This window comes from Streptomyces sp. NPDC014656 (assembly GCF_043084305.1).
In the GTDB taxonomy this organism is placed as follows: Bacteria; Actinomycetota; Actinomycetes; order Streptomycetales; family Streptomycetaceae; genus Streptomyces.
In genome coordinates, this window is the sequence record NZ_JBIBZN010000010.1 from 248,313 (window position 1) to 269,697 (window position 21,385).

24 protein-coding genes are annotated in these 21,385 nt (G+C 72.9%); 10 read left to right on the plus strand and 14 right to left on the minus strand.

Annotated features, from left to right (window positions below; genetic code table 11):
• Positions 1-62: 62 nt before the first annotated feature.
• Entirely contained in the window at positions 63-995 is a 933-nt protein-coding gene (locus tag ACF1ED_RS23245) for a VOC family protein (protein WP_391763367.1), read from the minus strand.
• A gap of 271 nt (positions 996-1,266) precedes the next feature.
• On the opposite strand from ACF1ED_RS23245, the gene ACF1ED_RS23250 reads away from it, so the two are divergent.
• A complete protein-coding gene (locus ACF1ED_RS23250; RefSeq protein ID WP_351841619.1) occupies positions 1,267-1,914 on the plus strand; it encodes a TetR family transcriptional regulator in 648 nt (215 codons plus the stop codon).
• A gap of 106 nt (positions 1,915-2,020) precedes the next feature.
• On the opposite strand, the gene ACF1ED_RS23255 is transcribed toward ACF1ED_RS23250, so the two are convergent.
• Positions 2,021-2,494 carry a nitroreductase/quinone reductase family protein gene (locus tag ACF1ED_RS23255; protein ID WP_391763370.1) on the minus strand — a complete coding sequence of 158 codons (474 nt, stop codon included), beginning with the start codon at positions 2,492-2,494 and terminating at the stop codon, positions 2,021-2,023.
• Positions 2,494-3,693 carry an acyl-CoA dehydrogenase family protein gene (locus ACF1ED_RS23260; protein WP_391763372.1) on the minus strand — a complete coding sequence of 400 codons (1,200 nt, stop codon included), beginning with the start codon at positions 3,691-3,693 and terminating at the stop codon, positions 2,494-2,496. Before ACF1ED_RS23260 ends, ACF1ED_RS23255 begins: the two co-directional genes overlap by 1 nt.
• 106 nt (positions 3,694-3,799) lie before the next feature.
• On the opposite strand from ACF1ED_RS23260, the gene ACF1ED_RS23265 reads away from it, so the two are divergent.
• From ACF1ED_RS23265 to ACF1ED_RS23275, 3 genes are read left to right on the plus strand one after another with little or no spacing between them, the layout of a single operon-like run.
• Entirely contained in the window at positions 3,800-4,975 is a 1,176-nt protein-coding gene (locus ACF1ED_RS23265) for an acetyl-CoA acetyltransferase (RefSeq protein ID WP_391763374.1), read from the plus strand.
• A 50-nt stretch (positions 4,976-5,025) separates the two neighbouring features.
• Entirely contained in the window at positions 5,026-5,688 is a 663-nt protein-coding gene (locus tag ACF1ED_RS23270; protein ID WP_391763376.1) for a pyridoxal 5'-phosphate synthase, read from the plus strand.
• Between the two features lie 32 nt (positions 5,689-5,720).
• The gene (locus ACF1ED_RS23275; protein ID WP_391763378.1) at positions 5,721-5,969 is read left to right on the plus strand and encodes an SCO4226 family nickel-binding protein; all 249 of its coding nucleotides are present in this window, start codon (positions 5,721-5,723) and stop codon (positions 5,967-5,969) included.
• A gap of 50 nt (positions 5,970-6,019) precedes the next feature.
• Here the strand turns inward: ACF1ED_RS23275 and ACF1ED_RS23280 are convergent, their stop codons facing one another.
• The 5 genes from ACF1ED_RS23280 to ACF1ED_RS23300 all read right to left on the minus strand — a co-directional run bounded on the left by ACF1ED_RS23280 (position 6,020) and on the right by ACF1ED_RS23300 (position 11,420).
• A complete protein-coding gene (locus ACF1ED_RS23280; protein WP_391763380.1) occupies positions 6,020-7,873 on the minus strand; it encodes an AMP-dependent synthetase/ligase in 1,854 nt (617 codons plus the stop codon).
• Positions 7,874-8,076: 203 nt separating this feature from the next.
• Entirely contained in the window at positions 8,077-8,718 is a 642-nt protein-coding gene (locus ACF1ED_RS23285; RefSeq protein WP_391763382.1) for a TetR/AcrR family transcriptional regulator, read from the minus strand.
• 116 nt (positions 8,719-8,834) lie between these two features.
• Positions 8,835-10,175 carry a dicarboxylate/amino acid:cation symporter gene (locus ACF1ED_RS23290; protein WP_391763384.1) on the minus strand — a complete coding sequence of 447 codons (1,341 nt, stop codon included), beginning with the start codon at positions 10,173-10,175 and terminating at the stop codon, positions 8,835-8,837.
• Between the two features lie 395 nt (positions 10,176-10,570).
• Positions 10,571-11,110 (minus strand): GntR family transcriptional regulator, encoded by a 540-nt coding sequence (locus ACF1ED_RS23295; RefSeq protein WP_391763386.1) that lies wholly within the window; start codon positions 11,108-11,110, stop codon positions 10,571-10,573.
• A 43-nt stretch (positions 11,111-11,153) separates the two neighbouring features.
• Positions 11,154-11,420, minus strand: a complete 267-nt coding sequence (locus tag ACF1ED_RS23300) for a DUF4229 domain-containing protein (RefSeq protein ID WP_391763388.1) — start codon at positions 11,418-11,420, stop codon at positions 11,154-11,156.
• Between the two features lie 178 nt (positions 11,421-11,598).
• Here ACF1ED_RS23300 and ACF1ED_RS23305 point away from each other — a divergent pair, with 178 nt between their 5' ends.
• Entirely contained in the window at positions 11,599-12,132 is a 534-nt protein-coding gene (locus tag ACF1ED_RS23305; RefSeq protein WP_391763390.1) for a GNAT family N-acetyltransferase, read from the plus strand.
• Positions 12,133-12,216: 84 nt separating this feature from the next.
• A complete protein-coding gene (locus tag ACF1ED_RS23310; RefSeq protein WP_391763392.1) occupies positions 12,217-13,083 on the plus strand; it encodes a helix-turn-helix domain-containing protein in 867 nt (288 codons plus the stop codon).
• A gap of 61 nt (positions 13,084-13,144) precedes the next feature.
• Here the strand turns inward: ACF1ED_RS23310 and mqnE are convergent, their stop codons facing one another.
• A complete protein-coding gene (gene mqnE / locus ACF1ED_RS23315) occupies positions 13,145-14,308 on the minus strand; it encodes an aminofutalosine synthase MqnE (RefSeq protein WP_043228774.1) in 1,164 nt (387 codons plus the stop codon).
• A gap of 49 nt (positions 14,309-14,357) precedes the next feature.
• Positions 14,358-14,813, minus strand: a complete 456-nt coding sequence (locus ACF1ED_RS23320) for an Lrp/AsnC family transcriptional regulator (protein WP_031013392.1) — start codon at positions 14,811-14,813, stop codon at positions 14,358-14,360.
• 124 nt (positions 14,814-14,937) lie between these two features.
• Here ACF1ED_RS23320 and ACF1ED_RS23325 point away from each other — a divergent pair, with 124 nt between their 5' ends.
• Complete coding sequence (locus ACF1ED_RS23325; protein ID WP_391763536.1) at positions 14,938-15,063, plus strand: hypothetical protein; 126 nt, start codon at positions 14,938-14,940, stop codon at positions 15,061-15,063.
• Here the strand turns inward: ACF1ED_RS23325 and ACF1ED_RS23330 are convergent.
• The 3 genes from ACF1ED_RS23330 to ACF1ED_RS23340 form a co-directional block, all read right to left on the minus strand.
• Positions 15,060-15,737, minus strand: a complete 678-nt coding sequence (locus tag ACF1ED_RS23330) for a UbiX family flavin prenyltransferase (protein ID WP_391763394.1) — start codon at positions 15,735-15,737, stop codon at positions 15,060-15,062. The two genes, ACF1ED_RS23325 and ACF1ED_RS23330, sit on opposite strands and share 4 nt — an antisense overlap.
• Before the next feature lie 223 nt (positions 15,738-15,960).
• On the minus strand, positions 15,961-16,863 hold the full coding sequence (gene mqnP, locus ACF1ED_RS23335; protein ID WP_391763398.1) for a menaquinone biosynthesis prenyltransferase MqnP: 903 nt from the start codon (positions 16,861-16,863) through the stop codon (positions 15,961-15,963).
• Positions 16,863-18,320 carry a menaquinone biosynthesis decarboxylase gene (locus ACF1ED_RS23340; RefSeq protein ID WP_391763400.1) on the minus strand — a complete coding sequence of 486 codons (1,458 nt, stop codon included), beginning with the start codon at positions 18,318-18,320 and terminating at the stop codon, positions 16,863-16,865. The genes mqnP and ACF1ED_RS23340 overlap by 1 nt, the downstream gene beginning before the upstream one ends.
• 90 nt (positions 18,321-18,410) lie before the next feature.
• On the opposite strand from ACF1ED_RS23340, the gene ACF1ED_RS23345 reads away from it, so the two are divergent.
• On the plus strand, positions 18,411-18,782 hold the full coding sequence (locus ACF1ED_RS23345) for a PLD nuclease N-terminal domain-containing protein (RefSeq protein WP_391763402.1): 372 nt from the start codon (positions 18,411-18,413) through the stop codon (positions 18,780-18,782).
• 76 nt (positions 18,783-18,858) lie between these two features.
• Complete coding sequence (locus ACF1ED_RS23350; protein ID WP_391763404.1) at positions 18,859-19,764, plus strand: LysR family transcriptional regulator; 906 nt, start codon at positions 18,859-18,861, stop codon at positions 19,762-19,764.
• Here the strand turns inward: ACF1ED_RS23350 and ACF1ED_RS23355 are convergent.
• On the minus strand, positions 19,676-20,596 hold the full coding sequence (locus ACF1ED_RS23355) for a DMT family transporter (protein WP_391763405.1): 921 nt from the start codon (positions 20,594-20,596) through the stop codon (positions 19,676-19,678). The two genes, ACF1ED_RS23350 and ACF1ED_RS23355, sit on opposite strands and share 89 nt — an antisense overlap.
• 167 nt (positions 20,597-20,763) lie before the next feature.
• On the opposite strand from ACF1ED_RS23355, the gene ACF1ED_RS23360 reads away from it, so the two are divergent.
• Positions 20,764-21,384, plus strand: a complete 621-nt coding sequence (locus ACF1ED_RS23360; protein WP_391763407.1) for a flavodoxin family protein — start codon at positions 20,764-20,766, stop codon at positions 21,382-21,384.
• Position 21,385: the final 1 nt, after the last annotated feature.

The following is a 21,385-nucleotide window of genomic DNA, read 5'->3' on the forward strand; positions in this document are numbered from 1 at the left end:
GGAGCCCTGGTTGCGAACCCGGGGGCGGATCGGGGTGTCACAGGTCATGCGGAGCGGATCGCTCACGGCTCGGCGGGGGGCTCCGAGAGGGTGGACTCCGGGGGGGTCGGGCGGGTGAGGGGGACGGTGTCCGTGGACAGGGCGCCGGCCTCCGGGTCGGAGCCGAGGGGTGCGGCGGGCAGGTCCTCGGCGAGGCCGGGCTCGGCGGGGGCGGGCCGCCCGGCCGGTTCGGCGAGGACGGCGAAGCGGGCGCCCTGGTTGTCGTGGAGGACCGCGATGCGGCCGTAGGGGGTGTCGGCGGGGGGTTCGGCGACCCGGCCGCCGAGGCGGACGGTGGTGGCGCAGGCCTCGTCGCAGTCGCGGACCGCGAAGTAGACGAGGACGTGGCCGGGCATCTCGGCGGGGAAGGCGTCGGTGATGACGGCCCGGCCGCCGAAGGCGGTGTCGTCGCCGGCGCGGGAGCCGGGCGGGGACCAGACGCGGTAGTCGAAGCCGGGTTCCTTGCCCTCCTCGGCGGGGTCGGCCTGACGGCCGAGCCAGCCGAAGACGGAGGCGTAGAAGGTGTCCACGGGCCCGGGGCGGCGGGTGTAGACCTCCATCCAGCAGAAGGAGCCGGGTTCGTTCACGACCTCGAAGCCGTCGTCGTCGCCGGACTGGCGCAGGCCGAGGACGGCGCCGCCGGGGTCGGCGGCGAGGGCGAGGACGCCGAAGGGGCCGACCGGGTACGGCTCCATGACCATCTGCCCGCCGGCGGCCCTGACCCGGGCGGCGACGGTGCCGGCGTCCTTGGTGGCGAGGTAGACGGTCCAGGTGGTGGGCATGCGGCCGTCCCGCTTGGGGAGGAGCCCGGCGACCCGGCGGCCGTCGAGCAGGGCCTCGTCGCGGTCGTCGTCGAAGGTCCAGCCGAAGAGCTCGCCGTAGAAGCGCTTGCCCGCCACCAGGTCGGGGAGCTGCGCGTCCACCCAGCACGGGGTGCCCTCTGCGTATACGGCCATGCCTCCACGCTAGGACGGCGGGGGCGGGGGCGCGCTCCGGTGTGCGCCGTCCGGGGAGCGGGGCGGCGGACGGCGGGCGGCGGCGGGGAGGGGCGCGGGCGGTCCGGCGGTCCGCCGGGGAGCGGGCGGCGGCGGAGAGGGGTGCGGGCGGTCCGGCGGGATCCGGTCGGGCGACGCGCCGAGGACACCCCTGCCGACCTCGGCGAACGGGGAGCACCCCATTTGCAGTCGGCCGAATCGCGCGCTGATCCCCCCTCGGTAAGCTGACGGCATGACAGGACAAGTACGCACCGTCGACGGCCGCGTGGCCGGACGACGCGGCCAGGCGACGCGGCAGAAGCTGCTCGACTGCCTCGGTGAGATGCTCAGCTCCTCGCCGTACCGGGACGTCAAGGTCATCGACGTGGCCCGGAAGGCGGGTACTTCACCCGCGACGTTCTATCAGTACTTCCCGGACGTCGAGGGCGCCGTCCTGGAGATCGCGGAGGAAATGGCGAAGGAGGGCGCCGGGTTGACCGAGCTGGTCTCCGGGCGCTCCTGGGTCGGCAAGGCCGCCTGGCAGACCTCCGAGGAACTCGTCGACGGCTTCCTCGACTTCTGGCGGCGGCACGACGCCATCCTGCGGGTGGTGGACCTCGGCGCCGCGGAGGGCGACAAGCGGTTCTACAAGATCCGCATGAAGATCCTGAACTCGGTCACCAACTCCCTGACGGACGCGGTGAAGGATCTCCAGGCCAAGGGCAAGGTCGACAAGGAGGTCAGCGCGGCCGCGATGGCGGGCTCGCTGGTGGCGATGCTGGCCTCCGTCGCCGGCCATCAGAAGGGCTTCACCACCTGGGGCGTGAAGCAGGCCGAACTCAAGCCCAACCTGGCCCTGTTGGTGCATCTGGGCATCACCGGCAAGAAGCCGGTCAGATAACCCAGGGGCTCCTTCCTCCTTCACCCGTCCTGTCGTCGACGCCGACGCCGGTCACCGCCTCCCCCTGGGGCGGGACCGCCGTCGGCGTCGTCGTGTCCGGGTCCGCTCACCTGCGGGTGAGCCGGAAGAGTCGGATCTCGCGGTCCACCCGGGCCTGGTAGGAGGCGTACGGGGGCCAGAAGGCGAGGGCCGCCGTCCATGCCTCCGCCCGGTCCCGTCCCGTCAGCCGTTCGGCCCGCACGGGCACGGTCTCGCCCTTCCAGCTGATCTCGGCGTCCGGGTGGGCGAGCAGGTTGGCCGTCCAGGCGGGGTGGCCGGGGCGGCCGAAGTTGGAGCCGATGAGCAGCCAGGTGCCCCGGTCGGGCTCCGGCATGCAGGCGAGCGGCGTGGTCCGTGTCCGGCCGCTCCGCGCGCCGGTCGCGGTGAGCACGACGCCGGGCAGCATCCGGGTGCTGAGCAGCGTCCTTCCCCCGCTGAGCCGGTGCACGGCCTTGTCGAGGGCGGGGATCACGTGGGGCGCGATCCTCGCGAAGGTCCGGGTCGAGGAGATCTTCTGGACGAGTTTCGCTCCGATGGGCATCAGGCCGCCGCCTCTCCGGGGAGTCCGGTGCGTTCCGCCGCGCGGGCCCTGAGGCGTCCGGCGGGCCCGAAGAGCAGTTCGTCGGCGGCGGCGCGCCGGCCGTAGCGCTCGGCGTCGTGGGGCGGTACGGCTTCGCCGGCGGCGGCCCGGAGGGCTTCGAGGGCCTGGGCGAGGGCGAGCGGCCCGCTCTCGGGGCCCGGTCCCGGTTCGCGGGCGGCGCAGTAGGTCAGCGTGCGGGCGGTCTCGACCTGGACGCGCAGGCCGGCGAGGCGGTGCCGGGCGCCCCGGGCGGAGTCGGACCCGGCGCCGGTCCGGCCGGACCTCAGGTGTCCGAGGGCGCGTTCCAGGGCTCCGCGGGCGGCTCCGGTGGCCTCGGCGGCGAGGAGGACGGCCGCGGTGCGGCCGGCGGCGGCGAGGGCGCGGGTGATGTCGGCGGGGTCGGCGGGGTCTTCGCCGAGCAGTTCGGCGGGGACGTCGCGGAGCTGGACGGTGGCCGGGGAGCGGGTGGGGTCGACGCCGGTCCGGCGGGTGCGGACGAGTCCGGGGCCCGCGTCGGCCGTACGGACCAGGTAGAGGAGCGTGCGGCTGCGGGCGTAGCCGCCGGTGTGGGCGGCGACGAGGAGCAGTCCGGCGCTGTGTCCGTCGAGGACCTGCTCGGCCTCGCCGTAGAGCAGCCGGCCGCCCGGGGTCCCCTCGGGGGCGGGCCGTGCCTGGACGCCGCCGGCCCGGCCGTCGCCCGACCAGGCGCCGGTGGTGTTGTCGCCGGTGAGGCCGAGGGCGTGGGCGAGGGAGCCGCCGGGGGCGGCGAGCGCGCAGGTGAGGCCGCCCGCGGCGATGCGGGGCAGCAGGTCGGCGCGCTGGGCGGGGGTGCCGAGGGCGGCGATCAGGGGGGCGGTGAGGACGCTGGTGGCGAGGAGCGGGGAGGCGGCGAGGGCGCGGCCGGCCTCCTCGCAGGCGAGGGCGAGCTCGGGGGTGCCGCGGCCGGCGCCTCCGTACTCCTCGGGGAGGGTGAGGCGGGCGAGGCCGAGTTCGCCGGACATGCGGGCCCAGAGGGCGGGGTCGTACCCCTCGGGGCCGGTGGGGGTGGTGCGGGCGGCCGGGGGGCCGGTGTGCCGGTCGAGCAGGTCCCGCAGGGTGCGGCGGATCTCCCGCTGTTCCTCGGTGAGCGCGGTGGGCTCCGCGCCGTCGGCGGTCTCCATGAGGCTCCCTCCGTATCTGACGGTGCGTCATGCTAGGGCGGAGGAGGGACGGTTGCCCAGAGCGACGCGGGTCACGATCGCAGAGATCTGATGTACCGTCAGATTCATGACCGCCACCACGCGCACCGCTCCCGCCGGCCGGCGCCGGGTCGCCGTCGCCGGCGTCGCCCTCTCCGACTGCGGCCGGGTCGACGAGGCCACGCCGTACGCGCTCCACGCCCAGGCCGCCCGCCGCGCCCTCGCCGACAGCGGCCTCGACCGCTCCCTCGTCGACGGGCTCGCCTCCGCCGGACTCGGCACGCTCGCCCCGGTGGAGGTCGCCGAATACCTGGGCCTGCGCCCCACCTGGACGGACTCCACCTCCGTCGGCGGCGCCACCTGGGAGGTCATGGCCGCCCACGCCGCCGACGCCATCGCCGCGGGCCGCGCCAACGCGGTCCTCCTCGTCTACGGCTCCACCGCCCGCGCCGACATCAGGGCCCGCCGCCGCACCTCGAACCTCTCCTTCGGCGCGCGCGGCCCCCTCCAGTTCGAAGTCCCTTACGGCCACACCCTCGTCGCCAAGTACGCGATGGCCGCCCGCCGCCACATGCACCGGTACGGCACCACCCTGGAACAGCTCGCCGAGGTCGCCGTCCGGGCCCGGGCCAACGCGGCGCTGAACCCCGAGGCGATGTTCCGCACCCCCGTCACGGCCGACGAGGTCCTGGCGGGCCCGATGATCGCCGACCCCTTCACCAAACTGCACTGCTGCATCCGCAGCGACGGCGGCTGCGCGGTGCTGCTCGTCGCCGAGGACTACGTCCAGGACCTGGCGAAACCGCCCGTCTGGATCCTCGGCACCGGCGAACACGCCTCCCACACGACGATGTCCGAGTGGGAGGACTTCACCGTCTCCCCCGCCGCCGTCAGCGGCCGGCTCGCCTTCGAACGCGCCGGCGTCACCCCCGCCGACATCGACGTCGCCGAGATCTACGACGCCTTCACCTACATGACCCTGGTGACCCTGGAGGACCTCGGCTTCTGCCCCAAGGGCGAGGGCGGGGCGTACTTCGCGGACGGGTCGGCGGTGCCGGTCAACACGGACGGGGGCGGGCTCTCCGCGTGCCACCCCGGCATGCGGGGCCTCTTCCTCGTCGTCGAGGCCGTCCGCCAGCTCCGGGGCGAGGCCCCCGGCCGCCAGGCCCGCCGCCCCGACGGCTCCCTGCCCGAACTCGCCCTGGCCTCCGGCACCGGCGGCTGGTTCTGCTCCTCGGCCACCCTCGTCCTCGCCCGGTCCTGACACCCCGCTCCGCGCGGGACGGCCCGCCCGGAAGCCCCTAGGGTCGGGGGATGGACGACTTTCACCGTGCTCTGCGCTCGCTGCGCGTCTGGGACACCGAGCTGCCCGGATTCGACGTGGCGGCGACGCCCGCCGGACCGCTCGAACTCTTCCGCGCCTGGTTCCTCGACGCCGTGGCCGCGGGCCAGACCGAGCCGCACACGCCGTCCCTCGCCACCGCGGACGCGGACGGACGCCCCGACGTCCGCACCGTGATGCTGCACGACGCCGACGCCCGCGGCTGGCACTTCGGTTCGCACGCCACCAGCGCCAAGGGCCGCCAGCTCGCCGCCCGCCCCGAGGCCGCGCTCGGCTTCTACTGGCCGGTCCTGGGCCGCCAGGTCCGGGTCCGCGGCCACGTCACGACCGCGAGCCGGGAGGAGGCGTACGCGGACCTCCACGCCCGCACCACCGGCGCCCTCGCCGCCGCCCTCACCGGCCGCCAGAGCGAGGTACTGGACTCCCCCGCCGCGCTCGCGGAGGCGAGCGGGGCCGCGTGGGCCCGCGCCGAGGCCGAGCCGGACGCCGACGTCCCCACCTGGACCCTCTACGTGGTGGAGCCCGCCGAGGTCGAGTTCTTCCAGGGCGACGCCCGCCGCCGCCACCTCCGCCTGCGCTACCGCCGGGACCCCGGCGCCCCCGCCGGCTGGGCCAAGGAGCTGCTCTGGCCCTGAGGGCGCACCATGGAGGGGGAGGTGTGAGAACCATGGCGACCTACATGGACGTGCACCGCGGCATGGTCGGGATCACGGCGGACCAGCTCCTCGAAGCCCACCGCGCCGACCTCGCCATCGAGAAGGAGGAAGGCGTCCACTTCGAGAAGGCGTGGGCGGACCCCGCGTCGGGCACCGTCTACTGCCTGTCGACGGGCCCCTCCGCCGACGCCGTGCAGCGGATCCACGAGCGGACCGGCCACGCGGCCGACGAGATCCACGAGGTGCCCCTCACGGTGTGAGGGGGTGACGGCGGCACGCCTCGCGGGGCGCCCCGCCCGGTGTGCCGCCCCTACTCGGCGTACCGCCCGTACATGTCCTCGATCTCCCGGGCGAAGTCCCGTAGCACCGCCTGCCGTTTGAGCTTCAGCGACGGCGTGAGGTGGCCGGAGGACTCGGAGAACTCGGTGGTCAGGACGCGGAAGGCGCGGATCGACTCCGCCCGGGAGACCAGCCGGTTGGCGTCGTCCACCGCCTTCTGGACCACCGCCAGCAGCTCCGGGTCCCGCGCCAGCTCCCACATCGCCAGGTGTTCCTTCTGCCGCATCCGCCGCCAGTGGGCGAGTCCCTCGTGGTCCAGGGTGATCAGCGCGGAGACGAACGGCCGGTCGTCCCCGACGACCACGCACTGGGCGACCAGCGGGTGGGCCCGCAGCCAGTCCTCCAGCGGCGCCGGGGCGACGTTCTTGCCGGCCGAGGTGATCAGCAGGTCCTTCTTGCGGCCGGTGATGGTGAGGTAGCCGTCCCCGTCGAGCGCGCCGATGTCCCCGGTGGGGAACCAGCCGCCGTCCGTGTACGGCACGGCGGTGCCGCGCTGCGCGTCCCAGTAGCCGGCGAAGACGTGCGGCCCGCGCAGCCACACCTCCCCGTCGTCCGCGATCCGCACCGCCGTGCCCGGCAGCGGCAGGCCGACCGTGCCGGTGCGCGGCGCGAGCGGCGGGGTGACCGTGGACGCGGCCGTGGTCTCCGTCAGGCCGTACCCCTCGAAGACCTCGACGCCCGCGCCCCGGAAGAACTCCGCGAGCCGCACCCCCAGCGGCGAGCCGCCGCAGATCACGTACCGTACGCGCCCGCCCAGCGCCGCCCGGATCCGGCGGTAGACCAGCGGGTCGTACAGGGCGCGCGCGGCCCGCACGGAGAGCGAGGGCGCGTCGGTCGCCCCGAAGCGGCGGGCGGCCCGCGCGGCGCGGTCGAAGGCGGCGCCCTTCCCGGCCCGTTCGGCGGTGGCCCGGGCCCGGTCGTAGACCTTCTCCATCACGTACGGGATGGCGAGCAGGAACGTCGGCCGGAAGCCGGCCAGGTCGTCGAGGAGGTCCTCGCCCTCCACCGACGGCGCGTGCCCGACCCGCACCCGCGCCCGGACGCAGCCCACCGACACCATCCGCCCGAAGACGTGCGAGAGCGGCAGGAAGAGCAGCGTGGACGGCGGCTCGCCGCCCTCGGGGGCGAAGACCGGGTGGAGGAGCCGGACCGCGTTGTCGACCTCGGCGAAGAAGTTGGCGTGGGTGAGGGCGCAGCCCTTGGGCCGGCCGGTGGTGCCGGAGGTGTAGACGAGGGTGGCGAGGGCCTCCGGGGTGAGCAGCCCCCGCCGCGCGGTCACCGTCTCGTCGGGCACCCGTGCCCCCGCCGCGCGCAGCTGCTCCACGGCTCCCGCGTCGAGGACCCAGAGGTGGGTGAGCCCGGGCAGCTGCCGGCGCTCGGCGGAGACCAGCCGCGCCTGGTCCGCGTCCTCGACGACGCAGGCCACGGCGCCGGAGTCCTGGAGGATCCAGCGGGTCTGGAAGGCGGAGGAGGTCGGGTAGACGGGGACGGTGACGAGCCCGGCGGCCCAGGCCGCGAAGTCCAGCAGCGTCCATTCGTAGGTGGTGCGGGCCATCAGCGCGAGCCGGTCGCCGGGCCGCAGCCCGTGCGCGATGAGCCCCTTGGCGACGGAGTGCACCTCGGCGGCGAACCGCGCGGCGCTGACGTCCTGCCAGCCGCCGTCCTCCGGGTCCTTCCGGGAGAAGACGGCCGCGTCCGGATCCTGGCGGGCGTTGTCGTACGGCAGGTCGGCGAGCGAGCCGCGGTCCACCCGGGGCACGAGGGCGGGGGCCGAGACCTCCCGGACCCGCCCGTCGACGCGGATGAGGGCGAGGTCGGTCGACACGGGCGGCTCCTCGGTCTGCGCGATGAACGAAAGGTCGTGCGTCGTGGAGCAGAAGTGCGTGGAGCGGGCGTGCGTGGAGCAGAAGTGCGGGTGGGGCGGGAGCGCGTGGGGCGGACCCGCGCGGGTGGGCGCGGGCGGATGGTCGTGCGCGAGCGGACGGCGTACAGAATTGACTAGCCGGTAACCTTACTGCGCGGTAAGGCTCAACGGGGAGACCAGCGCTCGTTTTTCATGAGATTCCCCAGCCCGGACCACGCGAAGTTCATCAGCGTGGCCGCCGCCTCTCGCGCGCTCACCCCCGGCGTCTCGTTGGCCCAGGTCGCCAGCGACTCGGCCGCCCCCACCAGGGCCTGCGCCAGCGCCGCCACGTCCCGCTCGCCGATCTCGACCGGCCCGCGCGCCGCCCGCGCGGCCTCCCCGATCAGCCCGGTCACGAAGTCGGCGATCTCCTCCCGCATCCGCGCCGCCTCGGTGGCGAACGGCTCGCCCTGGGTGCGCGCGTGCCGGCTGAGGACGGCCCACGCGTCCGGGTGGCCGGCGGCGTGCCCGAAGAAGGCCCGGAGCCCGGCCCACAGCCGCTCGTCCGGGGGCACGGACACATCGGCGACCGCCTCGGCCACGGCCGCGAGCAGCGCCTGCGCCTCCCGCCGGATGCAGGCGGTGAAGAGCTCCTCCTTGGAGTTCAGGTACAGATAGACGAGCGGCTTGGACACCCCGGCCAGCTCGGCGATCTCGTCCATCGAAGCCGCCTGATAGCCCTGCCGCGCGAAGCACGCCACGGCGGCGTCCATCATCTGCCGCTCCCGCACGGCCCGCGGCAGCCTCTTGGTCCCCGCCACGCCCATCTCCGCCCTGTGCCCGTCTCGTTTCCATGATCGTCCGGCCGCCCCGCAAAGCCTACGTGCCCCCCGCCCGGACGGGGGCGAGGGGCACGGAGGTGTACGGGGCGTACGGGAAGGGGTCAGGCCGCGGCCACGACCGCCTTCTCCTGCGCGGCCTCGCGGGCGTCCTCGGGGCCGTCGATCGGGGACGCCGAGGCGTTCTCGTAGGCGGTGTGGTCGAGGATCTTCTCGCGGGCGGAGACGATCACCGGGACGAGCGCCTGGCCGGCGACGTTGGTGGCGGTGCGGATCATGTCGAGGATCGGGTCGATCGCCATGAGCAGGCCGACGCCCTCCAGCGGGAGGCCCAGGGTGGAGAGGGTCAGGGTCAGCATGACCGTCGCACCGGTCAGACCGGCGGTGGCCGCCGAGCCGATGACCGAGACGAAGGCGATGAGCAGGTACTCCTTGACGCCCAGCTGGACGTCGAAGATCTGCGCGATGAAGATCGCGGCGAGCGCCGGGTAGATCGCGGCGCAGCCGTCCATCTTGGTGGTGGCGCCGAACGGGACGGCGAAGGAGGCGTACTCCTTCGGGACGCCGAGGCGCTCGGTGACCTTCTGGGTGACCGGCATGGTGCCGACCGAGGAGCGGGAGACGAAGGCCAGCTGGATGGCGGGCCAGGCGCCCTTGAAGAACTGGAGCGGGTTCACCTTGGCGACGGTCGCGAGCAGCAGCGGGTAGACGCCGAAGAGGACCAGGGCGCAGCCGATGTAGACGTCGGCGGTGAAGGTCGCGTACTTGCCGAGCAGGTCCCAGCCGTAGTTGACGATCGCCTTGCCGATGAGGCCGGCGGTGCCGATCGGGGCGAGGCGGATGACCCACCACAGGGCCTTCTGGAGCAGCTCCAGGATCGACTCGGAGAGGGAGAGGATCGGCTGGGCCTTGTCGCCGAGCTGGAGGGCGGCGATGCCGGCGACGGCGGCCATGAAGACGATCTGGAGGACGTTCAGCTCGGTGAAGGGCGTGATGACGTCCGTCGGGACGATGCCGGTGAGGAAGTCGATCCAGCTGCCCTGGCCCTCGGGGGCCTTGCCGTCGGCCGGGGTGAGGCCGGTGCCGGCGCCGGGGTCGGTGAGCAGGCCGATCGTGATGCCGATGGCGACCGCGACGAGCGAGGTGATCATGAACCAGAGGAGGGTCTGCGCGGCGAGGCGGGCCGCGTTGTTGACCTTCCGGAGGTTGGTGATCGAGACGAGGATCGCGAAGAAGACGAGCGGGGCGACGGCCAGCTTCAGGAGCTGGACGAAGATGCCGCCGACCTGGATCAGGGTCTCCTTCAGCCAGGCGACGTCCTGGCTGCGGGCGATCCAGCCGAGGACGACGCCGAGGACGAGACCGGCGACGATCTGGGCCCAGAAGGGGACCTTGGGTATCCGGGACGAGGGCTTGGCCTCGGTGGCGGACGCGGACGCGGACACGGACACACTCCACAGGTGCGTATCGGGGAAATACGGGACGGGGGGTGCGGCACTCGCCCGTGCTCTCGCACGGGGCGCCGCTGCATGCTGCCGGGGAGGCCGGGGGCCTCAGGACTCGCGGCGACAACAGGCCGCGGACATACAGCGGCAGAGATCGACGTGCAGGCGCGCCACGAGCGGGATGCCCGGGGCGTGAAGGAGGCGCACTGCTGTCGTCATGGCCGATACGTTAACACTTGAACTTTGAGAACCTCAAAGCTGTTCTTTGAGACCGGAAACCGGCCACCCCTGTCCAGAACGCAGAACACCCCTGGTGGGAGCCACAAGGCTCACACCAGGGGTGCGCCATCTGTGAGGAACCTTACGCGTCCCTTACACCCTTCCCCCACACGCGCCTAGGGCACGGGGAGGCGGTAGGTGAGGTGCCGCCCGGCCGGCATCGTCATCAGGGACGCCTCCACGGGCGCCCCCTCGGCGGTACGCGTCAGGCGGAGCAGCCGGAGGACGGCCCCGCCCTCGGGCAGCTCCAGCAGCCGCCGCTCCTCGGCGGTGGCCAGGTCCGCGCTCACGTCCTCGACGACCTCGGCGCCGGTGTACCCCAGCGCCTTGAGCAGGGTGACGGCGCCGCCGGGCACCTTGCGCGCCTCCGCGAGGGGCGTGCCGGCGGCGACGGCGAGGGGGTAGTAGGAGTCGGCCAGTTCCACCGGCCGGTCGTCCAGGAGGATCAGCCGGCGCCTGACGACCGCCCGTTCGCCGGCGGGCAGGCCGAGGGCGGCGCGGACGGGCTCGGGGGCCTCCGCCTCGCCCGCGTGGAGGAGGCGCTGGCCGCCCCGGCGCCCCCTGCGGGCGGCCTGGTCGGTCCACGCGTCGGCCCGGCCCGGCTCGCGCGGGGTCAGGTACGGGGCGGTCTCACCGATCCACGCGTCGTCCGGCACGCGCTCACCCCTTCCCGGTTCCCGGCGGCGTCCGCGCGCCGTCCTAGACCGCGTCCTCGCGGGTGCGGTTGTCCTGGAGGCGGTTCTTGGCGCGGTCGACCTTCTCGACGATCTCGACGCTCATGTTGTCGCGCTGCTTGCGGAGCAGGACGAAGCTCAGGGGGGCGGAGATGAGGATGGAGAGGAGCAGGACCCACAGGAGGTTGGAGTCACCGAGGCCGCGCGGCAGGGCGCCGACGTAGACGAGGCCCCACAGGGCGAGGAAGCACCCGGCGAAGATGCCGAGCCGCATCAGCGAGTAGCGGAGCATGACCCACTCTTTCGTTCCGAGGTTCCGAACCTTCCCATTACGGGACGAGCGTCCCCAGTGAAGCACGCGGAGGGACGGCGGCCGACGGCGGGGCTCCTCGACGCGGGGCCGCCGCGGCGGGTGTCCGAGGAGCGGAAACCTCTTGAGCGACCCCGGAAGTAATGGTTAAGTTTGCCACATGACCCTTACCTTCGAGGTCGATCCGACGGTCGACCAGTCCCTGACCGACGGCGTCCTCGCCCTCTGGGCCGACGTCTCCAACGCGGGCGGGGCCGTCGGCTTCGTCCCGCCCGTCACGCCCGAGGAGATCCGCCCCTCCCTCCTCAAGCACCTCACCGGCATGGCCCAGGGCACCCACCGGCTCCTGGTCGGCCGCGACGAGGACGGCGAGGTGGCCGCCACCGCCTTCTACAGCTTCAACTCCCACCGCCTGATGACCCACTGGGTGTGGCTCTACACGGTGATGGTCCACCCGAGGCACCAGGGCAAGGGGTACGGCCGCGACCTGATGGCCGCCGTCGAGCACGCCGCCCGCACCGCCCCCGGCTTCGAGGCGGTCGAGGCGATCCGGCTCGGCGTCCGCGGCGGCACCGGCGTCGACTCCTTCTACGCGAAGTGCGGGTACAAGGAGGTCGGGCGCGTCCCCGGCGCCATCCGCGTGGCCCCGGGCGACGACCGCGACGACATCACCATGCTGCTGCCCCTGACCTGACCGGGCAGGGATTGTCGGGTCCCGGCCCGCGCCCCGTTCCTACGGTGGGCGAGCAAGCCAGAAAGCCAGAAAGAAGGACAGGCCGTGCTGGAGGGACTCAACCGGGCGCTCGACCACATCGAGGAGCGCCTCGACGGCGAGATCGACCCGGCCGAACTGGCCCGGATCGCGACCACCTCGGAGTACCACTTCCGGCGGCTCTTCTCCGCGCTCGCGGGGATGCCGCTGTCGGAGTACGTGCGGCGCAGGCGGCTCACGCTCGCCGGTGCCGAGGTGCTGGCCGGGGAGCGGACGCTCCTGGAGATCGCCGTCCGGTACGGCTACGGCTCCGGGGAGGCGTTCGCCCGTGCCTTCCGCGCCGTCCACGGCGTGGGGCCCGGCGAGGCCCGCCGCACCGGCGCCGCGCTCACCTCCCAGCCGCGCATGTCCTTCCGGCTCGTCGTCGAAGGGAACAGCAGCATGAAGTACCGCACCGTGGCCAGGGACGCCTTCCGGATCGTCGGGGACCGGGCCAGGGTCCCGCTCGTCCACGAGGGGGAGAACCCGGCGATCGCCGCCCAGATCCGGGGGATCGGCCAGGAGGCGCTGGGCCGGCTCGCCGCCCTGTCGGCCGGGGAGCCCGCCGGGCTCGTCTCGGCGGTCGTGCACCTCGCCGAGAGCCGCGAGGAGGGCGTGGAGCTCGACCACTGGTACGGCGTGATCACCGGGGCCGCGGCGCCGGAGCCGTACGAGGCCCTCGACGTCCCGGCCGGCACCTGGGCGGTGTTCGAGAGCGAGGGCCCCTACCCGCAGGCGCTCCAGTACCTGTGGCGGGACGTCTTCACCGAGTGGTTCCCGTCCAACCCGTACGCGAGCCGCCCCGGGCCCGAGATCCTGTCGGTCCGCCCGTCGGAGGACTGGACGACGGCGCGGGCGGAGCTGTGGATCCCGGTGGAGCACACGGGGGCCTGACGCCCCGGACGCGCGGAAGGGCCGGCGGGGATCACCCGCCGGCCCTTCCGTCACGAGGGGGTCAGAGCCGCATCGCCTGCGGCGTCTCCCGCCGGTCCGCGTCCGGGCCCGGGTACTCGCGGATGATCTCGTACCGGGTGTTGCGCTCGACCGGCCGGAAGCCGGCGTCGCGGATCAGCTCCAGCAGGTCCTCGCGGCCCAGCTTGTTCGGCGTGCCGTAGTTGTCGGCGTCGTGCGTGATCTTGTACTCGACCACCGAGCCGTCCATGTCGTCGGCGCCGTGCTGGAGCGCGAGCTGGGCGGTCTGGACGCCGTGCATGACCCAGAAGACCTTGACGTGCGGCACGTTGTCGAAGAGGAGCCGGGAGACCGCGAAGGTCTTGAGGGCCTCGGCGCCGGTCGCCATGGTCGTCCGCGCCTGGAGCTTGTTGCGGACCTTGCCGTCCTGCATGTCCACGAAGTCGTGCTGGTAGCGCAGCGGGATGAAGACCTGGAAGCCGCCGGTCTCGTCCTGGAGCTCCCGCAGCCGCAGCACGTGGTCGACGCGGTGGCGCGGCTCCTCGATGTGCCCGTACAGCATCGTCGAGGGGGTCTTGAGCCCCTTGGAGTGGGCGAGGCGGTGGATCCGGGACCAGTCCTCCCAGTGGGTGCGGTGGTCCACGATGTGCTGCCGGACCTCCCAGTCGAAGATCTCGGCGCCGCCGCCGGTCAGCGACTCCAGACCGGCCTCGATGAGCTCGTCGAGGATGTCGGAGGCCGACATCCCCGAGATGGTCTCGAAGTGGTGGATCTCGGTGGCGGTGAAGGCCTTGAGGGAGACGTTCGGCAGGGCCTTCTTGAGCTCGGAGAGCGAGCGCGGGTAGTACCGCCAGGGCAGGTTGGGGTGGAGCCCGTTGACGATGTGCAGCTCGGTGAGGTTCTCGTTCTCCATCGCCTTGGCGAGGCGGACGGCCTCCTCGATGCGCATCGTGTACGCGTCCTTCTCGCCCGGCTTGCGCTGGAAGGAGCAGTAGGCGCAGGAGGCGGTGCAGACGTTGGTCATGTTCAGATGCCGGTTGACATTGAAGTGGACCACGTCGCCGTTCTTGCGGGTCCTGACCTCGTGGGCCAGCCCGCCGAGCCAGGCCAGGTCGTCGGAGTCGTAGAGGGCGATGCCGTCCTCACGGCTCAGCCGCTCCCCGGCGAGCACCTTCTGCTCCAGCTCCCGCTTGAGCCCAGCGTCCATCTCCGGCCGCCTCCCATATCTCCGAAATCAGGCTTCACCCACCGTACTCTCAGCCCTCTTCGGGCAGGTCCCCGACCCGGTTCTCCCACTTGGTGGAGAGCACGATCGTGGTGCGCGTGCGGGAGACGCCCTTGGTGCCGGAGAGGCGGCGGATCGTCTTCTCCAGGCCGTCGACGTCGTTGGCGCGGACCTTGAGCATGAAGGAGTCGTCGCCGGCGATGAACCAGCAGTCCTCGATCTCGGCGAGGTCCTTGAGGCGGCGGGCCACGTCCTCGTGGTCGGCGGCGTCGGAGAGCGAGATGCCGATGAGGGCGGTCACGCCGAGGCCGAGCGAGGCCGCGTCCACGGTGGCGCGGTAGCCGGTGATGACCCCGGCCGCCTCCAGGCGGTTGATGCGGTCGGTGACGGAGGGGCCGGAGAGCCCGACGAGCCGGCCCAGCTCGGCATAGGAGGCGCGGCCGTTCTCGCGCAGGGCCTGGATGAGCTGCCTGTCCACGGCGTCCATAGGTATACGACCTTCCATTGTCCAGCGATACCGCAAGTTTAGGTGTAGAATCTAAGGCATGCAGGGTTGCAGCCCTGCGAATCTTTCAGTGGATCAAAGACGATCTTTCAGGAGTGAGGACACCGTGTACACGATCGAGATGGCCTACGCCCGTATGCGCGAGCTGCAGGACCTGGCCAACCGCTCGCGTGCCCACCAGACCGCCGCCGCCCCGAAGCGCGCCTCCAAGAAGGCCGCGAAGAAGCGCTAACCGGCACGGGGAACCCCCGGAGCTCCTCCTCCGAGTTCCCCCCGCCACCGGCGGTACAGCTCGTGCGGCACTCCCGCCGCGTCGAGCACCCGCCCCGCGACGAAGTCCACCAGGTCCTGGATGTGCGTCGCCCCCGCGTAGAACGCCGGAGAGGCGGGCAGCACCACGGCGCCCGCCTCGTCCAGCGCCACCATCTGCTTCAGCGTCTGCCCGCTCAGCGGGGTCTCCCGCACCGCGACGACCAGCGGACGCCGCTCCTTGAGCGTCACGCTCGCCACCCGCTGCAGCAGGTCCTTCGACAGACCGAGCGCCACCCCCGCCACCGAGGCGGTCGAGGCGGGCACGATCAGCATCCCCTTCGCCGGGTACGACCCCGAGGACGGCCCCGCCGCCAGGTCCCCGGCCGCCCAGTACCGCACGTCGCGGACGTCCACGTCGCCGTACGCGTCCGGCTTCCCGTCCGCCCCCCGCGCCAGCCAGGCCGCCAGGTCCTCGCGCCAGTGCGCGTCGCGGAAGCCGATCCCCGTCTCGTCGAGCAGGGTGAGCCGCGAGGCCCGCGACACGATCAGGTCGACGCTCTCCCCCGCGTCGAGCAGCCCCCGCAGCACGGCGGCGGCGTACGGCGTGCCCGACGCCCCGGAGACCCCCACCACCCAGGGCCGACGACTCTTCATCTCCTGCGACTCCACGACAGTGAGCCTATCCGGCCGGGGAAAGCCAGGCCCGCGCACGGGTTGACGCGGGATCCCCGCCACGTTCCCGGCCCTCGGCCCGCGGGACCGGCGGCACGGCACGGCCCCCGCCCGGCCCGGCGGCCCGGCGGGCCTGGCCGCCGGCCTCGACGCGCTCCTGGACCGCTTCGCGACCGGCGCCCGAGGCCCGCCTGACGGCCCGGGTTCAGAGCGACAGGCCGCGCACCAGCAGGTCGAGCAGGGCGCAGAGGAAGAGCGAGATCCCGATGAAGCCGTTCGTCGTGAAGAAGGCGCGGTTGAGCCGAGACAGGTCGTGCGGCTTGACGATCGAGTGCTCGTAGCAGAAGGCCGCCGCGACGATCACCAGACCGATCCAGAAGAAGATCCCCGCGTCCGTCGCCAGCGCGTACCAGACCAGCAGGCCGGTGGTGACGACGGCGGAGGCGCGGGCGCCCCACAGCGCCGCCGGGATCCCGAAGCGGGCCGGCACCGACATCACGCCGTGCGCCCGGTCCGCCTGCACGTCCTGGCAGGCGAAGATCAGGTCGAAGCCGCCGATCCAGACGCCGACCGCGAGGCCCAGGATCACCGCGTCCCACGACCACTCCCCCGTCACCGCGAGCCAGGCGCCGATGGGCCCCATGGCCTGGGCGAGGCCGAGGATCGCGTGCGGGAAGTTCGTGAACCGCTTGCCGTACGGATAGACCACCATCGGGATGACGGCCAGCGGCGCGAGCGCCAGGCAGAGCGGGTTCAGCAGGGCGGCCGCGCCGAGGAAGACGACGACCGCGATCCCGGCCCCGGTCCACGCCGACCGCACCGACACCGCGCCCGTGACCAGTTCACGGTTGGCGGTGCGCGGATTACGCGCGTCGATCTCCCGGTCGATGATCCGGTTGCAGGCCATCGCGAAGGTCCGCAGCCCCACCATGCACACCGTCACCAGGAACAGCGTCCACCAGTGGACCTCCCGGTCCAGCTGGAACATCGCGGTGAGCGAGGCGATGTAGGCGAAGGGCAGCGCGAAGACCGAGTGCTCGATCATCACGAGCCGCAGGAAGGCCTTCGCGCGGCCCGGCTGCGCGCCGGGCACGGCGGCCGTGGCCATCACAGCCCGTACTCCTTCCAGCGGCGGTCCACCAGGGCCGCCGTCGCCGGGTCCGACTCCACCATGTCCGGCCAGCCGCCGTCCCGGGTGTAGCCCTCCTCCGGCAGCTTCCTCGTGGCGTCGATGCCCGCCTTGCCGCCCCAGAACTGCTGGTAGGAGGCGTGGTCGAGGTGGTCGACCGGGCCCTCGACGACCGTCAGGTCACGGGCGTAGTCGGTGTTCCCGAGGGCCCGCCAGGACACCTCGTGCAGGTCGTGCACGTCGCAGTCCTTGTCGACCACGATGATCAGCTTGGTCAGCGACATCATGTGGGCGCCCCAGATGGCGTGCATGACCTTCTGCGCGTGCTTCGGGTACTTCTTGTCGATCGAGACGATCGCGCAGTTGTGGAAGCCGCCCGACTCCGGCAGGTGGTAGTCGACGATGTCCGGCACGATGATCTTGAGCAGCGGCAGGAAGAAACGCTCCGTCGCCCGTCCGAGCGGCCCGTCCTCGGTCGGCGGCCGGCCCACGACGATCGACTGGAGCAGCGGGCGCTTCCGCATCGTGACGCAGTCGATCTTCAGCGCGGGGAACGGTTCCTGCGGGGTGTAGAAGCCGGTGTGGTCGCCGAAGGGACCCTCCGGCAGCATCTCGCCCGGCTCCAGCCAGCCCTCGATGACGACCTCGGCCTGCGCCGGGACCTGGAGCGGCACGGTCTTGCAGTCGACCATCTCGATCCGCTTGCCCTGCACGAAGCCGGCGAAGAGGTACTCGTCGATGTCGCCCGGCAGCGGGGCGGTGGAGGCGTACGTGACGGCCGGCGGGCAGCCGAAGGCGATCGCGACCGGCAGCCGCTCACCGCGCTCGGCGGCCACCGCGTAGTGGTTCCGGCTGTCCTTGTGGATCTGCCAGTGCATGCCGATGGTGCGCTTGTCGTGCCGCTGGAGCCGGTAGAGCCCCAGGTTCCGCACGCCGGTCTCCGGGTGCTTGGTGTGGGTGAGGCCCAGGTTGAAGAAGGAGCCGCCGTCCTTCGGCCAGGTGAAGAGCGCGGGCAGCAGGTCGAGGTCGACGTCGTCGCCGGTCAGGACCACCTCCTGCACCGGGGCGTCCCCGGACTTCACCTTCTTCGGCGGCACGTGGACCATCGAGCCCAGCTTGCCGAAGGCCTCCCGGACGCCGACGAAGCCGTGCGGCAGCTCCGGCTTCAGCAGCCCGCCGATCTTCTCGCTGATCTCCTCGTACGACTTCAGGCCGAGGGCCTTGAGGAGCCGGCGGTCCGTGCCGAACACGTTCATCGCGAGGGGCATGGAGGAGCCCTTCACGTTCTCGAAGAGGAGCGCCGGGCCTCCCGCCTTGTTCACCCGGTCGACGATCTCCCCGACCTCCAGGTACGGATCGACTTCGGCCTTGATGCGCTTGAGGTCGCCTTCGCGCTCCAGCGCCCTGAGGAGCGAGCGGAGATCGTCGTGAGCCATACGGGCAAGTATCGGTCACCGGCTACGCTGGACCTGTCACCGGGGCCGACTCGACGCGCCCCCGCCACCGCTTCCAGGGGGCCGCACCACATGCTCAGGGCCTTGATGTTCATCCTGCCGCTGGCGCTGACGATCTATGCCTTCATCGACTGCCTGAACACCCCCGAGGACGAGGTCAAGCACCTCCCCAAGGTGGTCTGGGTCATCGTCATCCTGCTGTTCTGGATCGTCGGCCCGATCGTGTGGCTCTTCGCCGGCAAGGCCCGCCGCACCACGGCCCGGGGCGGCCGGGGCGGTCGCGGCGGCTGGGTGGCGCCGGACGACAACCCCGAGTTCCTGAAGTCGCTGGGGAAGGACGAGCCCGACGACGAGGCCCTCCTCAAGGACTGGGAGGCGGACCTCCGCCGCCGCGAGGACGAGCTCAAGCGCCGCGAAGAGGGCGGCGAGGAGAAGGACGCCTGATGAGGCGCTCCCACCCCCTCCCCCGGGAGGAACGCCTGATGGGGCGCTCCCCCTCCGCCCCCGGGAAGGACGCCTGATGGAGCTGCGGCTCCTCGCCACCTTCGAGAAGGTCGCCGAAGTCCTCTCCTTCACCCGCGCCGCCGCCGAGCTGGGCTACGCCCAGTCCAGCGTCACCGGCCAGGTCCGCACCCTGGAGACCTCCCTCGGCACCGAGCTGTTCGAGCGGCTCGGCGGCCGCATCCGGCTCACCGAGGCCGGCGAGCGGCTGCTGCCGTACGCGCGCCGCATGGCCGAGCTGGCCGAGGAGGCCCGGGCGGCGGTCGCCGCCGGGGAGCCCGCCGGGACCATCACCATCGGCACGATGGAGTCCCTCACCACCTACCGGCTCCCGCCGCTCCTGGAGTACGTCCACCACCGCCACCCGGCCGTCCGGCTCGCCCTGCGCCCCACCCTCGGCGACGCGACCCGGCAGGCGCTGCGCCGGGGCACGTACGACCTCGGTTTCCTCATGGAGGCCGGCACCGAGCACGAGGGCCTGGAGTCGGAGGTCCTGGGGCCCGAGCCGCTGGCCCTGGTCGCCGCCCCCGGGCACCCGCTCGCGGGCCGTACGGGCCTGGTCACCGCCGACCTCGCCGGCGCCGGACTGATCGGCACCGAGCCCGGCTGCGCCTACCGCGACCTCTTCGAGGCGGAACTGGCGGGCGCGGCGGCCGGCGGCCCGGACTCCGCCCCCGGCCCCGGCCCCGACTTCCTGGAGTTCGGCACGATCGAGGCGAGCAAGCGGGCGGTGGCCTCCGGGCTCGGGATCGCGCTGCTGCCCCGGATCGCCGTCCAGGAGGAGCTGGCGTCCGGGGCGCTGGTGGCCCTCGACTGGGAGCCGCCGTTCACGCTCTTCACGCAGCTCGCGTGGCGGCGGGGGAAGCGGCTTCCGGCGCACGTGCGGCTGTTCGTGGAGCGGGCGCGGCGGCTCGCCCGAGAGTGACCCTGAGGCTGGCGAGGACGATCAGCGGGACGCCGAGCGCCTGCACGAGCCCGATGTGGTGCCCGTACACCGCCCAGTCGACGACCATCGCGACCGCCGGGTAGGTGAAGGCGAGCACCGCGATCTTCGGGGTGGGCAGCTTGGCGTAGGCCGCGTACATGAGGACGTACATCAGCCCGGTGTGGACGATCCCCAGCCCGGCCAGCCACGCCCACCCGGCGCCGAGCCCGGAGACCGCGCCGAGGTCGGCGAAGGGCAGCAGCAGGGGGACGCCGGCGGTCACCTGCACGAGGGCGATCAGATGGGGCCGTACGCCGGTGATCCTCTTGGTCACGAAGGTGGCCAGCGCGTACAGCACGGCGGCGGCGAGCGCGTAGCCGAGTCCCTTCAGGGAGCCGGTGTCGCCCGGCCGCACCCCGGAGACCAGCACCAGCCCCGCGAAGGCGACCGCGAGCCAGCCCAGCTTCCCGGCCGGGATCCGCTCCCGCAGGAAGAGCGCGCTGAGCAGCACCAGGAAGAACGGCTGGGTGTGGTAGACGACCGTGGCCAGCGAGATCGAGGTGGCCGCGTACGCCTCGAAGAGGAACACCCAGTTGAAGACGATGAAGACGCCGCCGAGGAGGGCGAGGCCGAACGACCGGGCGGTGAAGCCGTGCCCGGTGAGGTAGCCCCGCGCCAGGCTGTACAGACCGAGCGCGACGGCCCCGAAGAGGCACCGGAAGAACACCACCTCGAAGGGCGAGGCGCCGGACTCTACGACGAAGACGCCCAGCGTGCCCGACAGCACCATGGCGAGGGTCAGTTCAAGGGTTCCACGGGTCTCGTTCCTCATGCCGACGACGCTACGAGCGGGGGCGTCGGGGGTCCACGGTCCACTGGGGCGTCCTTCCGATGGGGCCCATCACGAAAACCGATGAGCGGGAGCGGAATACCCGCGCACGAAGGCTAGTTGCCGGAAAGGCAGGCCCGCCCGCGCCCGTCCACGAACCAGGAGCACCCATGCCCCTCGACCCGGCCCCCGGCCCGGACCGCTCGTTCCTCTTCGTCCTCGGCAGCTCCCGCGCCGACGGCAATTCCGAACTCCTGGCCCGCGAGGCCGCCGCCCACCTCCCGGCCGGCGTCCCGCGGCGCTGGGTGGACCTGAACGAGCTGTCCCTCCCGGACTTCCGGGACGGCCGCCACGAGACGGCCGGCCACCGGCCCGGCGAGACCGAGGAGGAACTGCGGCGGGCCACGGTGGAGGCCACCGACGTCGTCATCGTCTCCCCCCTGTACTGGTACACCCTCTCCGCGCAGACCAAGCGCTACCTGGACTACTGGTCGGGCTGGCTGAACGTCCCGGACTCGGACTTCAAGCGGCGCATGGCGGGCCACACCCTGTGGGGAGTGACGGCCATGGCCCACGACGAACACGAGGTCGCCGACGGCCTCACGACCGCCCTCCACCACTCGGCGGCGTATCTCCGCATGCGCTTCGGCGGCGTCCTCCTGGGCACCGCCTCCCGCCCCGGCCGCATCCGCGCCGACGAACAGGCCCTCCACCGCGCCAGGACCTTCTTCCAGAACCCCGCCCCCCTCGCCCTCTTCCCCCACGAGGAGAGGGCGGTCGCGGTGGCGTGAC

Excerpts from the sequence above, each read along its gene's own strand:
- ACF1ED_RS23260 (WP_391763372.1), bottom strand. The coding sequence starts at position 3,693 with ATGGAGACCGCCGACGGCGCGGAGCCCACCGCGCTCACCGAGGAACAG.
- ACF1ED_RS23355 (WP_391763405.1), bottom strand. The coding sequence starts at position 20,596 with ATGAGGAACGAGACCCGTGGAACCCTTGAACTGACCCTCGCCATGGTG.
- ACF1ED_RS23345 (WP_391763402.1), top strand. The coding sequence starts at position 18,411 with ATGCTCAGGGCCTTGATGTTCATCCTGCCGCTGGCGCTGACGATCTAT.
- ACF1ED_RS23300 (WP_391763388.1), bottom strand. The coding sequence starts at position 11,420 with ATGCTCCGCTACTCGCTGATGCGGCTCGGCATCTTCGCCGGGTGCTTC.
- ACF1ED_RS23330 (WP_391763394.1), bottom strand. The coding sequence starts at position 15,737 with ATGAAGAGTCGTCGGCCCTGGGTGGTGGGGGTCTCCGGGGCGTCGGGC.
- ACF1ED_RS23255 (WP_391763370.1), bottom strand. The coding sequence starts at position 2,494 with ATGCCCATCGGAGCGAAACTCGTCCAGAAGATCTCCTCGACCCGGACC.
- ACF1ED_RS23360 (WP_391763407.1), top strand. The coding sequence starts at position 20,764 with ATGCCCCTCGACCCGGCCCCCGGCCCGGACCGCTCGTTCCTCTTCGTC.
- ACF1ED_RS23245 (WP_391763367.1), bottom strand. The coding sequence starts at position 995 with ATGGCCGTATACGCAGAGGGCACCCCGTGCTGGGTGGACGCGCAGCTC.
- ACF1ED_RS23350 (WP_391763404.1), top strand. The coding sequence starts at position 18,859 with ATGGAGCTGCGGCTCCTCGCCACCTTCGAGAAGGTCGCCGAAGTCCTC.
- ACF1ED_RS23275 (WP_391763378.1), top strand. The coding sequence starts at position 5,721 with ATGGCGACCTACATGGACGTGCACCGCGGCATGGTCGGGATCACGGCG.
- mqnE (WP_043228774.1), bottom strand. The coding sequence starts at position 14,308 with ATGGACGCTGGGCTCAAGCGGGAGCTGGAGCAGAAGGTGCTCGCCGGG.
- ACF1ED_RS23270 (WP_391763376.1), top strand. The coding sequence starts at position 5,026 with ATGGACGACTTTCACCGTGCTCTGCGCTCGCTGCGCGTCTGGGACACC.
- ACF1ED_RS23320 (WP_031013392.1), bottom strand. The coding sequence starts at position 14,813 with ATGGACGCCGTGGACAGGCAGCTCATCCAGGCCCTGCGCGAGAACGGC.
- ACF1ED_RS23265 (WP_391763374.1), top strand. The coding sequence starts at position 3,800 with ATGACCGCCACCACGCGCACCGCTCCCGCCGGCCGGCGCCGGGTCGCC.
- ACF1ED_RS23250 (WP_351841619.1), top strand. The coding sequence starts at position 1,267 with ATGACAGGACAAGTACGCACCGTCGACGGCCGCGTGGCCGGACGACGC.
- ACF1ED_RS23305 (WP_391763390.1), top strand. The coding sequence starts at position 11,599 with ATGACCCTTACCTTCGAGGTCGATCCGACGGTCGACCAGTCCCTGACC.
- ACF1ED_RS23285 (WP_391763382.1), bottom strand. The coding sequence starts at position 8,718 with ATGGGCGTGGCGGGGACCAAGAGGCTGCCGCGGGCCGTGCGGGAGCGG.
- mqnP (WP_391763398.1), bottom strand. The coding sequence starts at position 16,863 with ATGGCCACGGCCGCCGTGCCCGGCGCGCAGCCGGGCCGCGCGAAGGCC.
- ACF1ED_RS23340 (WP_391763400.1), bottom strand. The coding sequence starts at position 18,320 with ATGGCTCACGACGATCTCCGCTCGCTCCTCAGGGCGCTGGAGCGCGAA.